Annotated in this window: 18 protein-coding genes; 10 read left to right on the top strand and 8 right to left on the bottom strand. The window is 67.4% G+C overall.

From position 1 onward, the window contains the following. Positions 1–281 precede the first annotated feature (281 nt). Entirely contained in the window at positions 282–830 is a 549-nt protein-coding gene (locus tag ON34_RS33655) for an ester cyclase (protein ID WP_051022832.1), read from the top strand. A gap of 7 nt (positions 831–837) precedes the next feature. Here ON34_RS33655 and ON34_RS18970 read toward each other — a convergent pair whose 3' ends face one another. Both ON34_RS18970 and ON34_RS18965 read right to left on the bottom strand, forming a co-directional pair. Then, entirely contained in the window at positions 838–1566 is a 729-nt protein-coding gene (locus ON34_RS18970; RefSeq protein ID WP_083889544.1) for a TetR/AcrR family transcriptional regulator, read from the bottom strand. A 933-nt stretch (positions 1567–2499) separates the two neighbouring features. Then, a complete protein-coding gene (locus tag ON34_RS18965) occupies positions 2500–2901 on the bottom strand; it encodes a PaaI family thioesterase (RefSeq protein ID WP_040781003.1) in 402 nt (133 codons plus the stop codon). 179 nt (positions 2902–3080) lie between these two features. Between ON34_RS18965 and ON34_RS18960 the strand changes: the two genes are divergently transcribed. Next, positions 3081–3953 carry a cyclopropane mycolic acid synthase family methyltransferase gene (locus tag ON34_RS18960; protein WP_085997100.1) on the top strand — a complete coding sequence of 291 codons (873 nt, stop codon included), beginning with the start codon at positions 3081–3083 and terminating at the stop codon, positions 3951–3953. Positions 3954–3971: 18 nt separating this feature from the next. Here ON34_RS18960 and ON34_RS18955 read toward each other — a convergent pair whose 3' ends face one another. Then, positions 3972–4343 (bottom strand): Rv1352/Rv1906c domain-containing protein, encoded by a 372-nt coding sequence (locus ON34_RS18955; protein ID WP_040781000.1) that lies wholly within the window; start codon positions 4341–4343, stop codon positions 3972–3974. Between the two features lie 452 nt (positions 4344–4795). Between ON34_RS18955 and ON34_RS18950 the strand changes: the two genes are divergently transcribed. Then, the gene (locus ON34_RS18950) at positions 4796–6157 is read left to right on the top strand and encodes an N-acetylmuramoyl-L-alanine amidase (protein WP_040780998.1); all 1362 of its coding nucleotides are present in this window, start codon (positions 4796–4798) and stop codon (positions 6155–6157) included. Positions 6158–6252: 95 nt separating this feature from the next. Beyond that, entirely contained in the window at positions 6253–7293 is a 1041-nt protein-coding gene (locus tag ON34_RS18945) for a CobW family GTP-binding protein (protein ID WP_040780997.1), read from the top strand. Positions 7294–7323: 30 nt separating this feature from the next. Here the strand turns inward: ON34_RS18945 and ON34_RS18940 are convergent, their stop codons facing one another. Genes ON34_RS18940 through ON34_RS18930 form a run of 3 tightly spaced genes read right to left on the bottom strand, consistent with a single transcriptional unit; the run spans position 7324 to position 10044 of the window. Further along, entirely contained in the window at positions 7324–7758 is a 435-nt protein-coding gene (locus tag ON34_RS18940) for a molybdenum cofactor biosynthesis protein MoaE (protein WP_040780995.1), read from the bottom strand. After that, on the bottom strand, positions 7745–8800 hold the full coding sequence (gene moaCB / locus ON34_RS18935; RefSeq protein ID WP_040780993.1) for a bifunctional molybdenum cofactor biosynthesis protein MoaC/MoaB: 1056 nt from the start codon (positions 8798–8800) through the stop codon (positions 7745–7747). The genes ON34_RS18940 and moaCB overlap by 14 nt, the downstream gene beginning before the upstream one ends. Beyond that, on the bottom strand, positions 8797–10044 hold the full coding sequence (locus ON34_RS18930; RefSeq protein ID WP_040780992.1) for a molybdopterin molybdotransferase MoeA: 1248 nt from the start codon (positions 10042–10044) through the stop codon (positions 8797–8799). The genes moaCB and ON34_RS18930 overlap by 4 nt, the downstream gene beginning before the upstream one ends. Positions 10045–10229: 185 nt before the next feature. On the opposite strand from ON34_RS18930, the gene moaA reads away from it, so the two are divergent. Then, positions 10230–11288 carry a GTP 3',8-cyclase MoaA gene (gene moaA / locus ON34_RS18925; protein ID WP_040780990.1) on the top strand — a complete coding sequence of 353 codons (1059 nt, stop codon included), beginning with the start codon at positions 10230–10232 and terminating at the stop codon, positions 11286–11288. Further along, the gene (locus ON34_RS18920) at positions 11281–11523 is read left to right on the top strand and encodes a MoaD/ThiS family protein (RefSeq protein WP_040780988.1); all 243 of its coding nucleotides are present in this window, start codon (positions 11281–11283) and stop codon (positions 11521–11523) included. The genes moaA and ON34_RS18920 overlap by 8 nt, the downstream gene beginning before the upstream one ends. Positions 11524–11547: 24 nt before the next feature. Here the strand turns inward: ON34_RS18920 and nadE are convergent, their stop codons facing one another. Together nadE and ON34_RS18910 are read right to left on the bottom strand one after the other, a co-directional pair. Beyond that, a complete protein-coding gene (gene nadE, locus ON34_RS18915; protein ID WP_040780987.1) occupies positions 11548–12375 on the bottom strand; it encodes an NAD(+) synthase in 828 nt (275 codons plus the stop codon). Between the two features lie 22 nt (positions 12376–12397). Next, positions 12398–13003, bottom strand: a complete 606-nt coding sequence (locus tag ON34_RS18910; RefSeq protein WP_051022865.1) for a TetR/AcrR family transcriptional regulator — start codon at positions 13001–13003, stop codon at positions 12398–12400. 141 nt (positions 13004–13144) lie between these two features. Here ON34_RS18910 and ON34_RS18905 point away from each other — a divergent pair, with 141 nt between their 5' ends. The 4 genes from ON34_RS18905 (at position 13145) to nrdE (ending at position 17003) form a co-directional block, all read left to right on the top strand. After that, positions 13145–13714, top strand: coding sequence for an NAD(P)H-dependent oxidoreductase (locus tag ON34_RS18905; protein WP_040780985.1), 570 nt, complete (start codon positions 13145–13147; stop codon positions 13712–13714). Positions 13715–14094: 380 nt separating this feature from the next. After that, the gene (gene nrdH, locus ON34_RS18900; protein WP_040781190.1) at positions 14095–14328 is read left to right on the top strand and encodes a glutaredoxin-like protein NrdH; all 234 of its coding nucleotides are present in this window, start codon (positions 14095–14097) and stop codon (positions 14326–14328) included. Positions 14329–14397: 69 nt separating this feature from the next. Then, positions 14398–14859 carry a class Ib ribonucleoside-diphosphate reductase assembly flavoprotein NrdI gene (gene nrdI / locus ON34_RS18895; RefSeq protein WP_040780983.1) on the top strand — a complete coding sequence of 154 codons (462 nt, stop codon included), beginning with the start codon at positions 14398–14400 and terminating at the stop codon, positions 14857–14859. 62 nt (positions 14860–14921) lie between these two features. Beyond that, positions 14922–17003 (top strand): class 1b ribonucleoside-diphosphate reductase subunit alpha, encoded by a 2082-nt coding sequence (gene nrdE / locus ON34_RS18890; RefSeq protein ID WP_245548101.1) that lies wholly within the window; start codon positions 14922–14924, stop codon positions 17001–17003. The last annotated feature ends 2 nt before the right edge of the window (positions 17004–17005 follow it).

Genomic DNA, 17005 nt, shown 5'->3' with positions numbered 1-17005 from the left:
TAGGAGTGCCGATTCGCGGAGGTCAATACGGAATCGTGCGGTACACGAGCGAAAAACCCTGCGTCATTTGTTGATATCAAATTGATCATCACCGCAGCTCGGGGCGGGTATGACAGCATTATTCGGCTGTTATTACAGGGTTATTTGCGGTCCTGCGACGGTGAATTACGTTGTTATTTCTCCGCTGCCGTGCCCAGATCGCGGGAACATGTTGAGTACGTGCCGCATTCGCGGCTACGATGGCTCATCGATTACGCACTCGGGGTGAAAGGCGATGCGCCGTGGTTCCGTACAACACTGGACAGTTCCAAATCGAGGCGGAAGCCGAGCCCATCGAAAGCGCGGCCTGGCTGGCGGAATTCACCGAGCAGTACATCGCGGGCTGGAACAGCGCGGACCCGGCGGCCGTCGCGAAATGCGTCGCCGAGGACACCATCTGGCACGATCCGTCGATGTCCGAGCCCGCGCGCGGTCGCGCGGGAGTCGAGAAATTCGTCGCAGACACGGTGCGCTCGTTTCCGGACGTGGCCTATACCAATCCCTTTCCACCGATACTGGCCGCGGACAATCGGCTCGCCATCGTGCCGTGGCGGATGACCGGCACGCATCTCGGTCTGATCGACCCACCCGGGTTCGCCGCCACCGGAAAGAAGTTCGACCTGCTGGTGATCGATCTCTGGCAGTTCCGCTCGGGGCTGATCTGGCGCAGCCAGGCCTCCTGGGACCTGCAGGAGATGCTGCTGCAACTCGGCCTGATGCCGCCACGCGGCAGCGCCGCCGAACGCGCGATGGCGCGCGCCCAGCGGGTCAGGTCCCGGCTGCCGTTCTGAGCCGGGATCAGTCGCCGGGTCCGGCGGTGAACCGCTGCATCGCCACGAGGACCGCGGCGCCGACGGTCTCCAGTTGGGCGCCCATGCCGACGAGCAGATTCACGATGGCGGGAACCAGCACCTCGAGCACGCCGTCGTCGCCCAGGTGTCCCGCCATCTCCAGTTGGATGAAGCCGAACAGGCCCATCCACAGCTGCGCGGCCGCCGAACGGACGTCGGGCGTATCGATCAGCCCCGCGTCCTGAGCTCGCCGCACCGCCCCGACCACGTGGTCGAACGTCTCCTGGTAGTGCTCGAACTCCGAATCGTGTCCGGCCACCAGCACATTGCCCCGGTTGATCTTCATATCGATGCGCGTTCCGGTGCCGAACATCAACTGGAACAGCTCCGGCCTGCGCCGCGCCTCGTCGCGGAACACCAAGCCGAGCACCAGCAGATCGGCGATCGGCTCGTCGGTCACGCCCGCCGCGGCCATGCGCTGGCCCAGTTGCGCGAACCCCGCGGAACCCGCGGCGCGGATCAGACCGGGCATGCCGCCGAAATTGGAGTACACGGCCATCGTGGAGACTCCGCACATGCGCGAAACGCGGCGGACGGTGAGGGCGTGCAGGCCCTCGGTCGACACGACCTCCACGGTCGCGTCGATCAGACGATCGCGCAGTGCGGTGTTCATCGCCTCCGGTGCGGCGGGCGGACGCACGGCTAGTTCGGTCATTCCGGCAGTTTGCTTGCTCATCGCTTCCGTTCCCCAAACACGGTCACGCCGTGACGCATAGGCCCGTTAGGTTGGTGCGCACCCAGCCACGTCGCCGAAGCCGTACCAACCGAACGACTTCGGTTCCGACCGATGCACCATCGATTCGCTCGACCCGGGTAGCTGATCGTGGTTCATCGCGCACAGAGATCTCCGTCCTTGCCGCACGAACAGGCGGGCAGAGCGTGAGGTGGGGCCGCGTTCGCGGGCTACGGGAAGCGGGCGCACCCGCAGGGAACTGCGTGTCGGAGGTGAGTGTCGTCACTGAGACTCTATGTGATACAGCGTAACACTCATGGCGGTTACGCCAAATGTTTTGCGCCCTTTCCGAATTCACTCTCCAGCGCCGCGCTGTGACATCCGACGACCGGGACGGCGTCGTCCTGTTGTCGATGACAATCGGTCTCCATCTCCGCCCGGCGAACGGCGACTCCCGTCTTGAATCAGACAAAGCGGACATACGCTCGGTGGGTCGGGTAGTGGATCGCGTACTTGTCAAGATCGACCTCGGACTTGCTGATGGGGAGCCAGCGACCTCGCCGAGCCGAGAACGGTCCGGATCCGCGAGGGTGAAGGCGCCAGAGAAGGGATGACGCGCCACGGCGCTCGGCTGCTGCCGGGTTTCTGGTGTGGCGGTCACAATCACCCGGCAACGGTATCGTTCGCCGGGGACAATTTCGCCGGTGGGAGGTCGGTCGATGTTGCCCCCAATTCCGGGGGTTCTCATCCGGCCTGCGCGCTCTCCGTGGCCGCGGTCATCGCGTGAGTGTGCGGTAGCTGCGGTCCAGCCGGATCGGCCTGGCCGGAAAACGGGTGATGTTCATCAGCATTCCGCTGGTACGGGCGCTGCCGGTCAGGGCAGGGCTCGACCGCGCGGGGTGATCCCCTCGCCCGGTCGAGCCCGCGGCGCCGGGCCTAGAGCACGGCTTGGGTCTGGGTCACTTTCGCGACCAGCTTGTCCGCGTCATCGCGGATCGCCGTCTCGACCACGATGAACGAACGTCCGGCGTGCAGCGGAATCGCGGTTGCCGTGGCGTAGCCGGAGCGGACGGCGCGCAGGAAGTTCGTCTTCGACTCGACTGTCGTGGTGCCCTGTTTGCCGTGCGGCAGGTTCAGGAAGGCGCACACCGCACCCGTCGCGTCGGCAAGCGACATCAGCACGCCGCCGTGCAGCACGCCGCCGAGGGTGCACAGCGACTCGTCCCAGGCCAGTCGGCTGCGTACCAGCTCGGCTCCGTGGGCGAGGACCTCGATGCCGAGACGTTCGGTGAACGGCATGGTCCGGTGGAAGAGCTCGGTGCCCGTTTCGTCGATCATGCGCGCGATCCTGCCCTGCCGCCGCGCGTGGAGTCGATTACCCCGGGGGTAAGCAGACCCGGCGCAGGCGTTGCGCTAGGGAGATCTCGGCATCGGTTCGGTATCGGTCGGCGGGGGGCGAAACGCTTCGCCGTGCCCTCGGGTATCAGGAGATGAACCCGTTGAACAGGAGAAACGCGATGACCGACCTCCAGCCGTTCTATCGGCAAGTGCAAACGCACTACGACGTCTCCGACGCGTTCTACGCGCTGTTCCTCGACCCCTCGATGACCTACAGCTGCGCCTATTTCGAGCGCCCCGACATGACGCTCGAAGAAGCGCAGCGCGCCAAGATCGATCTCTCGCTGGGGAAGCTCGACCTGCGACCGGGAATGCGGCTGCTCGATATCGGCTGCGGTTGGGGCGCGACGATGCTGCGGGCCGCCACCGAGTACGGCGTCGAAGTCGTCGGTCTGACGCTCAGCCGCAACCAGTACAACTACGTCCAGGCCATGATCGAACGCAAGCGCCTCGCGGGCGTCGAGGTCCGGTTGCAGGGCTGGGAAGAATACGACGGCAACGCCGACCGCATCGTCAGCATCGGCGCGTTCGAGCATTTCCGCCGCGAGCGCTACGCGACGTTCTTCGAACGCTGTCATCGGATGTTGCCGCCGGGTGGGCGGATGCTCCTGCACACCATCATCGGCCACAGCCTCACCGACCTCCGGCGCATGAATATCCCCGTGACCAGGGAACATGCGCTGTTCCACATCTTCATCAAGCGAGAGATCTTCCCGGGCGGCCAGCTGCCGCGGCCCGCCGAGGTGACCCGGCTCGCCGGTCGGGCCGGCCTGGGCACCGAGAAGATCCAGGAACTGCGACCGCACTACGCGCGCACCCTCGACTGCTGGGCGCAGGCGCTGCGCGAGCACCGCGCGGAAGCCATCGCGCTCGCCTCGGAGGAGGTCTACGAGCGCTACATGAAGTACCTCACCGGATGCGCGGCGAACTTCCGCAGCGGACATATCGACGTCATGCAGTTCACGCTGGTGAAGGAGGGCGTCCCCCGGTAGCCGACGGGTATGCCGCCGTCAGCCGCCGAACGATCCGGTCTGCGGCCGCGGCGGCAGCAACCGCCACGGGCCGCAGTTCTCGGTCCGGAACGCGACGTCGGTCGGCTTGATCTCCACGCGGACCGGGCTCAGCCGCGTGTAGTTGTTGGCGATGATGTTCTGCAGGTTGGTGTTGTCCCCCTCGACCTTCCACAGTCTGCGCCAATCGCAGCCGAAGGCGGGATCGGCAGTTCCCGGCGCCTCCCATACGCCGGGGAGGATGTCTACGCCGACCAGGTAGACGCCGTCCTGCGGCATCGTGTTCGCGGGTTCGGCCGCCGCGGTTCCCGCGGCGAGCAGGGTGACCGCGGAGGCCGTGGCCCCCGCGAGTAGAAGCGTGCGTGCACGCATATGGGTGTTCTCCTCGACTGTGCTACCGCCGCGTCGCGGCTGGCGTTCTCCGCATCTACGCGCGGCCACACTTACCAGAACAGACCGGGGGGTGTGCCCGAATCCGGAATTCCTCTGCGGCAGCACAACGCTGCGCGCTGCGTCGGCGATCCCCAGCTATTGGCGCCGCTGCCGCTGTACAGTGGGCGGGCTCGACCGACCCGACCCAGCGCGACCAGGGAGTTGTCGACGCATTCTGCGTGCCGTTCGGCCTAGTTCCTGGCCGAGTGCATTACGCTCTGCGATCTCTGCGCAAACTGTTCCAGCGCGCCTGATGGCCATGCGCGGCTCGGGCTGTAACACTTCGATAACGCGCCTTGCCTTGCTGAGACAGGCGTTGCCAGAGTGAAACGTGGGTTTGGTGTTACAAGTGGGAAGGGAGGGGTGCCCCGTCCCGGGGCACCGACCGCACTATGAAGCCAAGCATCATCAAGGCCGGTATCTGTACCACCGTCACGGCCGCGGTAACGATGACGTTGTCCGGGTTGCTCCCTGTCACCGCGCAGGCTGTCCCGGCATCGCCCGACATGGCGAACAAACTCGCAGGCAGAACCATATTTCTCGACCCGGGACACCAGGGGTCGAATCACTCCGAAAACCTTGCCAGACCGGTCAGCGACGGTCGCGGCGGCACGAAGGACTGCCAGACCACCGGCATGGCCACGATCAACGGCGTTCCGGAACACACCATCACCTGGAACGTCGGCCAGATGGTCAAGACCGCGCTGGAAGGGCTGGGCGCGCGGGTAGTGCTGAGCCGCCAGGACGACACGGGCTGGGGTGGTTGCATCGATGAGCGGGCGAACGCGGCGACGCAATCCGGCGCCGCCGTGGCCGTCAGCATCCATGCCGACAGCGCGCCCGCGGAGTACCGCGGCTTTCATCTGATCGTTCCGGAACTGCCCATCCCGAACGCGGTCGTCAATCAGGTCCAGTCCGGAGCGGGGCTGGCCGCGTCGCAGGCGGTGCGCGACGCGTACCGGCAGGCGGGGTTCGTCTCGGCGAACTACGGCGGCGTGGCGGACGGACTACAGACCCGCAAGGATGTCGCCGGGCCCGCGCTGACCGCGGTGCCGCTCGTTTTCCTGGAGATGGGCAACGGAGCCAATCCCGAGGACGCGGCGCTGCTCGAGACGCCGCAAGGCCAGCTGAAACACGCGATCGCCCTCACGACCGGGTTGGTCGGCTATCTGCTCGGTACACCACAGGCGGGTGCGCCGTCGGATCAGTCGGCGGTGCAAGCCATTCCGCAACCGGGCACGGCGTCCGACCGTCCGGTGGGCGAGCAGAGCACGCCGCAGGGGCAGACGATCCCGGGCACTCCGCAGGGGCAGTCGGTCCCAGGCGTGCCGCAGGGCCAGACGATCCCAGGTCTGCCGCAGAGCCCGTCGGTTCCGGGTCTGCCGCAGAGCCCGTCGGTTCCGGGTTTCCCGCAGAGCCCGTCGGTTCCGGGTTTCCCGCAGAGCCCGTCGGTTCCGGGTTTCCCGCAGAGTCAGACGGTCCCGGGTTCGCCGCAGAGTCAGACGGTCCCGGGTTCGCCGCAGAGTCAGACGGTCCCGGGCACACCGCAGTCGCAGTCCACGCCGGGCACCGGTCAGTCGCCGAGTAGCCCGTATTCGCAGCAGGTGCCCGGATTCACCGTCACCCCGGGCTCGATCGTCGAGCTGCTGCTGCCGCTGGCGAAATCGCTCGGCATGGACGACAGCGCCGTCAGCGCGGAGTTGATCAACCTGGCCTACACCCTGGCGGGCATGCTGCTGGGCCCCGCGAAATAGTCCGCACACCGAACCCCACCGGACGCCATCCTCGTCACACCGAGGATGGCGTCCGGCTTTCTCGCACCCTCGTGTCGCGCAGTAGGGTGACCGGAATGGCTGACCGGATTCCTGTTGTGCTCGTCGCGGGGTTTCTCGGTTCCGGGAAGACCACGCTGCTCAACCACCTGCTGCGGAACAATCGGGGCACCAGGATCGGCGTGGTGGTCAACGACTTCGGCGCGATCAACATCGACTCCATGCTGGTCGCGGGGCAGGTCGACGCCATGGTCTCGCTGGGCAACGGCTGCGTGTGCTGCGCGGTCGACGTCACCGAGTTGGACGCGTTGTTCACCCGTCTCGCGCAGCCGCGCGCCAAGATCGACGTCATCGTGGTGGAGGCCAGCGGCCTGGCCGAGCCGCGCAACCTGATCCGGATGGTCGTCGGCAGCGACAACCCGCGCATCCGCTACGGCGGCCTGGTCGAAGTGGTCGACGCCGAGCAGTTCCCGGACAGCAGCGCACGCCATCCCGAGCTGCGCACGCACCTGCGGCTGGCGGATCTGGTGGTGGTGAACAAGGCCGACCGGGTGTCCCCGCGGCAGCTGGCCCGGCTGCGTGCGGACGTCGCCGCGCTGGTCGGTCCCACGCCGGTGTACGCGACGACGCACGGCCGGATCGATCCGGGGCTGCTGTTCGACGAACCGCTGCGGGAAACGCCTCGCGTGGCCGAACAACTGAGCTTCGACGAACTGCTCGCCGAGCACGACCACGACGGCGACGACCACACCGAGCACCGTCATCTGCACGACGAGTACACCAGCGTCTCGTTCACCAGTGCGCGCGAGCTGGATCCGCGCAAACTGATCGGCTTTCTGGAGGACCCGCCGCCGGGCCTGTTCCGGGCCAAGGGCTTCGCCGCGTTCGGTGTGGCCGACGAACGCAGGAAGTTCCTCCTGCACATGGTCGGCCGCCACATCGTCTTCGAACCGGGCAGCTGGTCGCGGGGCGAATCCCGTGGCGCGCGGCTGGTGCTGATCGGTGCTGGACTGCACACCGACGCAGCCCTGGCTCGGCTGCGGGACACCGTGCACGACGCCGAGGTTCCCCTCGATCCGCAGAGCATGCTCGGCGTCTGGCGCTACACGCCGCACTGAGCGCAGGCCGTCACGTTGGCCGGGGCCGGGTCACCCGCAGGCATTCACCCATTCGGACAGGCCGTCGGCGAACAGTTGCCGTTTCCAGATCGGGACTTCGTGTTTGATCCGATCGACCAGTTCCGCGCACACGGCGAACGCCTCGCCGCGATGCGCCGCCGCCACCGCGACGACGATCGCGCGATCGCCGACGGCGAGCGAGCCGACGCGGTGCACGGCGGCGACCGGCAAGCCGTGCAAGGCCGCGACTTCCGCGCAGAGGTTGTGCAGGAATCGCTCCGCCTGCGGGTGCGCCGAGTATTCCAAGGCCGATACGGCCTGTCCGCCATCGTGATCGCGGACCTTTCCGGTGAACACCACGACCCCGCCGTAGTGCGGTCCGGTCACCGCCGCCTCCACCTCATCGGGGTCGAGCGGCTGGTCGCTGATCCGGGCGAGCCGGACCGTGGCCTCAGCCGTTGTCATGACTTCCACCTCCGGCTACTTGTGCGAGCAGATGATCCAGCAGCGGTTCCAGCACCGCGATGCCGTCTTTGACGCCGCCGGGCGATCCGGGCAGGTTGACGATCACCGAGCGCCCCGCGAGACCGGCCACCCCGCGGCTCAGCGCGGCGAGCGGGAATTTCGCGGCGCCGTGCCGCCGGATCGCCTCCGCCACGCCGGGGAGTTCACGGTCCAGCAGCGCGCGGGTGGCTTCGGGGGTCCCGTCGGTGGGGGAGGCGCCGGTCCCGCCGGTGCTGATCACCAGCGCGGGTTCGAAGCGCAGCGCGTCGGCCAGACCGTACTCGATATCGTCGTCGGCGTAGACGAGCGGACCGCGCACCGAGAAGCCGCGACCGGCAAGCCATTCCGCCAGGACCGGGCCGGTGGTGTCGACGCGGGTGCCCGCCGCGACGCCGGTGGAGGAGACCAGCACCACGGCCGAGCGCTCGATCAGGTCGAGATCCGGCTCGACGTCATCCGAGATCTCCTCCACATCGGTCGAGGCGTCCTCGTCCTCCGGCTGCGCAATCGTCGCGTCGGACTGCTCCCGAGTTTCCGGGCGCTCCCAATGTCCGTGCTTGCCGCCCTCTTTGGTGAGCAGCCGCACGTCGGTGAGCGTCGCCGCCGGATCGACCGCCTTCACCATGTCGTGCAGCGTGAGACCGGCGACCGCGACCGCGGTGAGCGCCTCCATCTCGACGCCGGTGGGGCCCTTGGTCTTCGCGGTGGCCTCGATCGTGATGGCGGTATCGGTGAAGCCGAACTCCACCCGCACCGACGAGAGCGCCAGTTGATGACACAGCGGGATCAGTTCCGAGGTCTTCTTCGCCCCCGCGATGCCCGCGATGCGCGCGGTGGACAGCACGTCCGCCTTCGGCATATCGTCGGCCCGCACCAACGCGACCACCTCGGCCGTGGTGCGCAACTCGCCCGCGGCGACGGCGATCCGGGTGGTGTCGTTCTTCGCGCTCACATCGACCATGCGGGCGCGACCTTCCTTGTCGACGTGGGACAGCTCACTCATAGTGACCACACTCGCACAAGCGTGCCCGCGGGCAGCGCGGTGACCTCGGCGGGCACATCGATCAGCACGTCGGCCCAGGCCATGCCCGCCACCAGATGCGAGCCGGGCCCCGACACCACCTCGACCGCCTTCGGGTGCCGGTGCAGCGGGCGCGATTCCTCCGACTGGGCGCGGACCAGCTTGCCGCGCAGGAATTGCCGCTTGCCGTCCGGGGAGCGCGGCACGGCGGTGAGCAGCGGAAGTTCGTAACAGTCCACCTCGGGCAACCCGGCGAGGCGGCGCAGGACCGGGCGGGCGAACACTTCGAACGACACCATCGTGCTGACCGGGTTGCCCGGGAAACTGAGCACCGGCACCCCGTCGACGACGCTGAGCCCCTGCGGTCCTCCCGGCTGCATCGCGACCGAGCCGAACTGTCCGCCGAGCGGCGCGAGCACATCCTTGACCACCTCGAAGTCGCCCTTGGACACGCCGCCGGAGGTGAACACCACATCGGCCGCCTTGGTCGCGGCGGACAGCAGCGCACGGAATCGGGCCGGATCGTCGGGGCTGTGCGCCACCGAGACGACCTCGACCCCGTTGGCGGCGAGCGCGGCGGCCAACGCGACACCGTTGGAGTTGTAGATCTGTCCGGGGCGCAGCGCGGTTCCCGCGGCCACCAACTCGTCGCCGGTGGTGATGACCGCGGCGCGCACGGAGCCGAACACCGCCACCGTCGGCAGGCCGACCGCGGCCAGAGCACCGACGTGCCGGGGCGCGAGCGTGGTTCCCGCGCGGACGAGCAGGTCTCCGGTTCGGACGTCGGTGCCCGGTTCGCGCACGAATTCCCCTGCGCCGCGGCCTCGCTCGATGGTCACCGCGTTGTCGTCGGCGTGCGTGTCCTCCACCGGGACCACGCAGTCCGATCCGGGCGGCAGCGGTGCGCCGGTCATCACCTTCACGGCCGCGCCGGGCGGCAGCGGCGTTCGGCCGGGAGCGCCGGCGGCGACCACCCCGGCAAGCGGCAGCGTGACCGGCGCGACCAGCACGGACTCCGCCCGCACCGCGTACCCGTCCATCGCGGAATTGCGGAACACCGGTAGATCGATCGGCGAGCGGACGTCCTCGGCCAGCTGCCTGCCCAGCGCCCGCGACACCGCGACGGACTCGACCGCGCGCGCGGCCAGCGGCCGCAGCAGCTGTTCGATGCTGTCGCGGTAGTCGTCGACGGACCTGGCCGAAACGCTCGCGGGCCGGGGTTTCATGCGGTCAGCCTAACTCTCCATGCCAGGGACTTTCCGCTTCCATCGCCAGCGCGGATCCGGTGACCGGCGTGCGGCTACGCCGCGGTCGTCGACATGCGAGCCTCACCGCCGGAACCCGGCCGCGGTGAGCCGTCGATGGGCCTTCCGCCCGCCGACGATTCGGGCCCGCCGGTCATAATGGACGTGTGACTCTGGTCGAGATCGGGATTCCCGCCGTACGGTCCGGGCGTCCCTCGCTCGACGGCCGTCCCGACACCCCCCATTTGCTGGATCGTTTCGGACGCGTCGCCCGAGACCTGCGCGTCTCCATCACCGAGAAGTGCTCGCTGCGCTGCACCTACTGCATGCCGGAGGAGGGGCTGCCGGAGATTCCCCGGCACGAACTGCTCACCGTGGACGAGATCGTGCGGCTGGTGCGCCTCGCGGTGCGCGAACTGGGGGTGCGTGAGGTCCGCTTCACCGGGGGCGAGCCGCTGATGCGCCGTGAGCTGGAACAGATCATCGCCGGTTGCCACGCGGAGGTTCCGCACGTACCGCTGGCCATGACGACCAACGGTGTGGGGCTCGAGCACCGCGCGCGCAGGCTCGCCGCCGCCGGGCTGCGCCGGGTGAACGTGTCGCTGGACACCGTCGACCGGGCCGGTTTCCACCAGCTGACCCGGCGCGATCGGCTCGAATCCGTGTTCGCCGGTATCCGCGCCGCCCGCGACGCCGGACTGGCCCCGATCAAGGTCAACGCCGTGCTGATGCGCGAAACCCTCTCCGGTGCGCCGGATCTGCTGCGCTGGTGCCTGGACGAGGGCTGCGAGCTGCGGTTCATCGAGGAGATGCCGCTGGACGCCGACCACGAGTGGGCCAGGGCCAACATGGTCACCGCGGCCGAACTGCTCGACGTGCTCGGCGCACGGTTCCAGCTCACCGAGTCCGGGCGCGCCGATCCGTCGGCCCCGGCGGAGAAGTGGCTGGTCGACGGCGGGCCGGGCAGCGTGGGCGTCATCGCGACGGTCACCCGCAAGTTCTGCGACACCTGCGACCGCACCCGTCTCACCGCGGACGGCATGCTGCGGTCCTGCCTGTTCAGCGATCAGGAGTTCGACCTGCGCCAAGCGCTGCGTTCCGGCGCCGACGACGAGGAACTCGCGACGCTCTGGCGCGGCGCGATGTGGAACAAGTGGGCGGGGCACGGCATCGACGCCGAGGGCTTCGTCCCGCCGGAGCGGACGATGGGAGCCATCGGTGGTTGAGATCCGCTACTTCGCCGCCATCGCCGACGCGGTCGGCAAGGACAGCGAGACCCTGGACTTTCCGGCCGGCGCCACGGTGGCCGACCTGCGCGCCAGCCTGGCCGCCGCCTACGGCCCCGGCCTGGACAAGATGTTGTCGGTGTGCGCCTACCTGATCGGCGACGAACTCACCCGCGACCCTTCGACCGCGCTCAGCTCCCGCGTCGACGTGCTACCGCCGTTCGCGGGCGGATGAGGGCGCCGCGGCCCGGGGGTCCCGCTAGGACTGCCACCAGGTGTCGAGCGGAGTCACCGGAACGGTCCGCTTGTGCCGGGTGTTCAGATAGATGGATTCGATCTTGGCGGCGACTTCCGCGCTGACCTCGTTGCCCTCGAGGTAATCGTCGATCTCGCTGTAGCGCAGGCCGAGCGCCTCTTCATCGGGCAGCGCGGGCCGGTCGTCCTCCAGGTCGGCGGTGGGGACCTTGGACCAGATGCTGGGGGGTGCACCCAGTTCTTGCAGCAGCGCCGCGCCCTGGCGCTTGGTGAGGCCGGTCAGCGGGGTCAGGTCGACGCCGCCGTCGCCGTACTTGGTGAAGAAGCCGGTGACCGCCTCCGCCGCGTGGTCGGTGCCGACCACCAGCAGGTTCTCCTGCCCGGCCAGCGCGTACTGGATCACCATGCGTTCGCGCGCCTTGATGTTGCCGCGCACGAAGTCGCGCAGGTTGTCCACGCCCAGCGCGGTGGCCGCCTCCGCGGCCGCCGCGTTCGCGCTGGGACGGACGTTGACCACGACTTGGCGGTCCGGCTGGATGAAGGTCAGCGCGATCCGCGCGTCCGCCTCGTCGGCCTGGACCCCGTAGGGCAGCCGGACGGCGAGGAACGTCGCGTCCGCGCCGTCGGCGCGCAGCTCTTCGGCCGCGAGCTGGCAGAGCCTGCCGGTGAGGGCGCTGTCCTGCCCGCCGCTGATCCCGAGGACGAAACCTCGTGCGGGAGTGGCGTTCAGATAATCCTTGAGGAAGTCGATCCGCCGCCGCACTTCGGTCTTCGGCTCGATCGTGGGCTGGACGCCCAATTCGCTGATGATCTGTTCGCGCAGGTTCCGCATGGCGCCCGAGTCTACTGGCGACTCATCGGGTGACAACGCGCCGAACGAGGCTCTCCCAGTTGTCGCCGATCTGCTCGCGGGTGTACCCCTGGACGTGCATCTGGTGCATGACCAGCGGCGCGCCCAGCGTCGCCAGGAGCGCGTCGGCGATGAGCGGGACCTCCCCGGGCGCTTCGGCCTGCCGCAGCAGCATCGCGACATGGGCGCGCAGCAGGCCGTAGGGCGCGCCGGAATAGCGGTCCCCGGCCTCGCCGAGTTCGGCCGCGCGGTGCAGTTCGCCCGCGACCTCGATGTCCAGCAATCGGGCGCGGCCGAAGGCGACCAGCCGTTCCACCGGCGGGGCGCCGGGGCCGAGCGGCGGCGGGCCGAAGATGAACGCCTCTTGGAACTTTCGATCCGAGTGGTCCAGCAGCGCGAGCATCAGCCCGGACCGGCTGCCGAACCGGCGGAACACCGTGCCTTTGCCGACCCCGGCGCGCTTGGCGAGCGCGTCCATCGTGAGGCTGTCCACACCTTGCTCGCGCACCAACTGCTGGGCGGCGTCCAGCAGCAGTTGGCGGTTGCGCGCCGCGTCGGCGCGTTCGGCGGGCTGGGTGGTGCCCGGCAGCGGCGCGCCGACGTCGAGCAGGCCGCGCCCGCGTGGCGGTGGTGCGTCGAATGTGGGGTAGTTCACAGCGCTCACGCAGACTCCGCGGGAAGTAATCGGACCGCAGTCCGGTTGGTCTGGGGTGACACGACGGACACCACATCCAGTACACCAGGAGTTCTCATGAGTCAGACCCGCATCCTCGCACTTGTCGGTAGCCTCCGTGCCGCCTCGGTCAATCGTCAGCTCGCCGAGGCCGCCGCGCAGACCGCCCCGGAGGGTGTCGAGGTCACCCTCTACGAAGGGCTCGCCGACATCCCGTTCTACAACGAGGACATCGACGTTCCCGGTTCCGCGCCCGCGGCCGCCCAGGCGCTGCGCGACGCGGTCGCCGAGGCGGACGGCCTGCTGCTGGTGACGCCGGAATACAACGGCACGCTGTCGGCGGTGCTGAAGAACGCCATCGACTGGGCGTCGCGCCCGTACGGCGCCGGGGCCATCACCGGCAAGCCCGCCGCGGTGGTCAGCGCGTCGATCAGCCCGAACGCGGCGCAGTGGGCGCACGGGGACGCGGTCAAGGCGCTCGGCGTGGCGGGCGCGAAGGTCGTCGAGTCCGCGCACCTGCACTTCGGCGTCATCGGAGAGCGGTTCGCCTTCTCGCACCCGCGCGATGACGCGGAGGCGCTGACCAAGCTGGCGAGCACGGTGCGGGAGCTGGTCGAGGCCACGCGCGGCGAGCTGGCGTCCGTGTAAGCTCCACTCCCGGTCTCCGCCGAGGGCCGTCGTTACCGCGGTAGCGACGGCCCTCGGCGTTTGTCCGATATTTGCTGACCATTAGCTGAAGTTCCCTGAAGTGATCTGCGTCACTCTTTTATCGTAGGAGGAATCGAGCATCCTGGTACTTCTCCGCGTGGAATTTCATCAATGTGACTCGCTACATGTCGTGTTGGATGAATCTGTCGGACACTAGGTGTAGTGTCTTCGGTACTGGAAGAGGGCGCGAGACAAGAGACGGCCAACCGTGGCTGATCAGGGGCTTCGAGTCCGGATCCAGGAGTTTGCGCAGTATGTCGGATCGTGCACTGCATACGGATCACAAGCTGTGGATCAGGCACAAGGAGAGAGGGACATCAATGACCGTCACCGTGTACACCAAGCCCGCTTGCGTCCAGTGCAACGCCACCTACAAGGCCCTCGACAAGGCCGGGGTTGACTACGAGGTCATCGATATCTCGGAGAACGACCAGGCGCGTGACTACGTCATGGCGCTCGGGTACTTGCAGGCGCCGGTCGTGGTGGCCGGGGACGATCACTGGTCGGGCTTCCGGCCCGACCGCATCAAGTCGCTCGCGACCGTGGCGGCCTGATCGCGTCCACCGCTTCCGGTTCATCCGAGGGGCCGAGTGCCCGGCACTCCTGAGAAGAGGAAGGCGACCATGTCGGAGACGACGGCGCTGGTCTACTTCTCCAGCGCTTCGGAGAACACGCATCGTTTCGTCGAGAAGCTGGGTCTCCCGGCGACTCGCATCCCACTGCACACCGCCGACTCACTGCGCGTAGACGAGCCGTACGTGCTGATCGTCCCCACCTATGGGGGCGGTCGGCACGTCCTCGGGGGCAACCGTTCCGAGAAGGATTTCGTGCCGCGGCAGGTCGCCAAGTTCCTGAACGATCCGCACAACCGGTCGCTGCTGCGCGGCGTCATCGCGGCGGGCAACACGAACTTCGGCGACACCTATTGCTATGCGGGCGAGCTGATCTCGCGCAAATGCGGGGTGCCGTACCTGTATCGCTTCGAACTCATGGGAACCGCTGAGGACGTCGAACGCGTCCGAGAGGGATTGGGATTGTTTTGGCAACAGCAACGACAGCACCGACCGGAAAAGCAGCTCGCTTAGAGCAAGCGCCGGTCCGCGGCGCGGAAGCGGGCGAGGTTCTGGACTACCACGCCCTCAACGCGATGCTGAACCTGTACGGCCCGGACGGCAAGATCCAGTTCGACAAGGACCGCGAGGCCGCCCACCAGTACTTCCTCCAGCACGTCAACCAGAACACCGTCTTCTTCCACAACCTGGACGAGAAGCTCGATTACCTGATCGAGGAGAACTATTACGAGGCGGAGGTTCTCGACCAGTACAGCCGCGGGTTCATCAAGAAGCTGTTCAAGCAGGCCTACGCCAAGAAGTTCCGGTTCCCCACCTTCCTCGGCGCGTTCAAGTACTACACCTCGTACACGTTGAAGACCTTCGACGGCAAGCGCTACCTGGAGCGGTTCGAGGACCGGGTCTGCATGGTCGCGCTCACCCTCGCCGCCGGTGACGAGACGCTGGCGAGCAAGCTGGTGGACGAGATCATCGACGGCCGTTTCCAGCCCGCCACGCCGACGTTCCTGAACTCGGGCAAGAAGCAGCGCGGCGAGCCGGTGTCGTGCTTCCTGCTGCGCATCGAGGACAACATGGAGTCCATCGGGCGTTCGATCAACTCCGCGCTGCAACTGTCCAAGCGCGGCGGCGGTGTCGCGTTGCTGCTGAGCAACATTCGCGAGCACGGCGCTCCGATCAAGAAGATCGAGAACCAGAGCTCGGGCGTCATCCCGATCATGAAGCTGCTGGAGGACTCGTTCTCCTACGCCAACCAGCTCGGTGCGCGTCAGGGCGCGGGCGCGGTCTACCTGCACGCGCACCACCCGGACATCTACCGGTTCCTGGACACCAAGCGGGAGAACGCGGACGAGAAGATCCGCATCAAGACGCTCTCGCTGGGCGTGGTCATCCCGGACATCACGTTCGAGCTGGCCAAGAAGAACGAGGACATGTACCTGTTCTCGCCGTACGACGTGGAGCGCATCTACGGCAAGCCGTTCGCCGACATCGACGTCACCGAGAAGTACTACGAGATGGTCGACGACAAGCGCATCCGCAAGTCGAAGATCAAGGCGCGCGAGTTCTTCCAGACCATCGCGGAGTTGCAGTTCGAGTCCGGCTACCCATACATCATGTTCGAGGACACGGTGAACCGGGCCAACCCGATCGCGGGCAAGATCACCCACTCCAACCTGTGCTCGGAGATCCTGCAGGTGTCCACGCCGTCGGAGTTCAACGCCGACCTGTCCTACGCGAAGGTGGGCAAGGACATCTCCTGCAACCTGGGCTCGCTGAACATCGCCAAGACGATGGACTCACCCGACTTCGCGCAGACCATCGAGGTGGCCATCCGGGCGTTGACCGCGGTGTCGGACCAGACGCACATCTACTCGGTGCCGTCGATCGAGCAGGGCAACAACCAGTCCCATGCGATCGGCCTCGGGCAGATGAATCTGCACGGGTATCTGGCGCGGGAGCGGATCCACTACGGGTCCGAAGAGGGCATCGACTTCACCAACATCTACTTCTACACCGTCGTCTATCACGCGATCCGGGCGTCGAACAAGATCGCTATCGAGCGCGGCGCCTACTTCGGCGGCTTCCCGGAATCGAAGTACGCCAGCGGCGAGTACTTCGACAAGTACACCGATCAGGCGTGGGAGCCGAAGACCGATCGCGTGCGGCAGCTGTTCGCCGACGCGGGCGTGCACATCCCGACCCAGGACGACTGGCGTGAGCTGAAGGCCTCGGTCATGGAGCACGGCATCTACAACCAGAACCTGCAGGCGGTGCCGCCGACCGGCTCGATCTCCTACATCAACCACTCCACCAGCTCCATCCACCCGGTGGCCTCGAAGATCGAGATCCGCAAGGAAGGCAAGATCGGGCGCGTCTACTATCCGGCGCCCTACATGACCAACGACAACCTCGAGTACTACGAGGACGCCTACGAGATCGGCTACGAGAAGATCATCGACACCTACGCCGCGGCCACCCAGCACGTGGACCAGGGCCTGTCGCTGACGCTGTTCTTCAAGGACTCCGCCACCACCCGCGACCTCAACCGCGCCCAGATCTACGCCTGGCGCAAGGGCATCAAGACGCTCTACTACATCCGCCTGCGCCAAATGGCTTTGGAGGGAACCGAGGTAGAGGGTTGCGTGTCCTGCATGCTGTAGGC

The sequence above is a fragment of the Nocardia pneumoniae NBRC 100136 genome (genome assembly GCF_000308755.1).
GTDB lineage: Bacteria > Actinomycetota > Actinomycetes > Mycobacteriales > Mycobacteriaceae > Nocardia > Nocardia pneumoniae.
Note: the sequence above shows the minus strand (reverse complement) of the source record. Positions and strands in the feature narration are given on the sequence as shown.

Excerpts from the sequence above, each read along its gene's own strand:
- ON34_RS18970 (WP_083889544.1), bottom strand. The coding sequence starts at position 1,566 with ATGAGCAAGCAAACTGCCGGAATGACCGAACTAGCCGTGCGTCCGCCC.
- ON34_RS18965 (WP_040781003.1), bottom strand. The coding sequence starts at position 2,901 with ATGATCGACGAAACGGGCACCGAGCTCTTCCACCGGACCATGCCGTTC.
- ON34_RS18960 (WP_085997100.1), top strand. The coding sequence starts at position 3,081 with ATGACCGACCTCCAGCCGTTCTATCGGCAAGTGCAAACGCACTACGAC.
- ON34_RS18955 (WP_040781000.1), bottom strand. The coding sequence starts at position 4,343 with ATGCGTGCACGCACGCTTCTACTCGCGGGGGCCACGGCCTCCGCGGTC.
- ON34_RS18950 (WP_040780998.1), top strand. The coding sequence starts at position 4,796 with ATGAAGCCAAGCATCATCAAGGCCGGTATCTGTACCACCGTCACGGCC.
- ON34_RS18945 (WP_040780997.1), top strand. The coding sequence starts at position 6,253 with ATGGCTGACCGGATTCCTGTTGTGCTCGTCGCGGGGTTTCTCGGTTCC.
- ON34_RS18940 (WP_040780995.1), bottom strand. The coding sequence starts at position 7,758 with ATGACAACGGCTGAGGCCACGGTCCGGCTCGCCCGGATCAGCGACCAG.
- moaCB (WP_040780993.1), bottom strand. The coding sequence starts at position 8,800 with ATGAGTGAGCTGTCCCACGTCGACAAGGAAGGTCGCGCCCGCATGGTC.
- ON34_RS18930 (WP_040780992.1), bottom strand. The coding sequence starts at position 10,044 with ATGAAACCCCGGCCCGCGAGCGTTTCGGCCAGGTCCGTCGACGACTAC.
- nadE (WP_040780987.1), bottom strand. The coding sequence starts at position 12,375 with ATGCGGAACCTGCGCGAACAGATCATCAGCGAATTGGGCGTCCAGCCC.
- ON34_RS18905 (WP_040780985.1), top strand. The coding sequence starts at position 13,145 with ATGAGTCAGACCCGCATCCTCGCACTTGTCGGTAGCCTCCGTGCCGCC.
- nrdH (WP_040781190.1), top strand. The coding sequence starts at position 14,095 with ATGACCGTCACCGTGTACACCAAGCCCGCTTGCGTCCAGTGCAACGCC.
- nrdI (WP_040780983.1), top strand. The coding sequence starts at position 14,398 with ATGTCGGAGACGACGGCGCTGGTCTACTTCTCCAGCGCTTCGGAGAAC.
- nrdE (WP_245548101.1), top strand. The coding sequence starts at position 14,922 with ATGCTGAACCTGTACGGCCCGGACGGCAAGATCCAGTTCGACAAGGAC.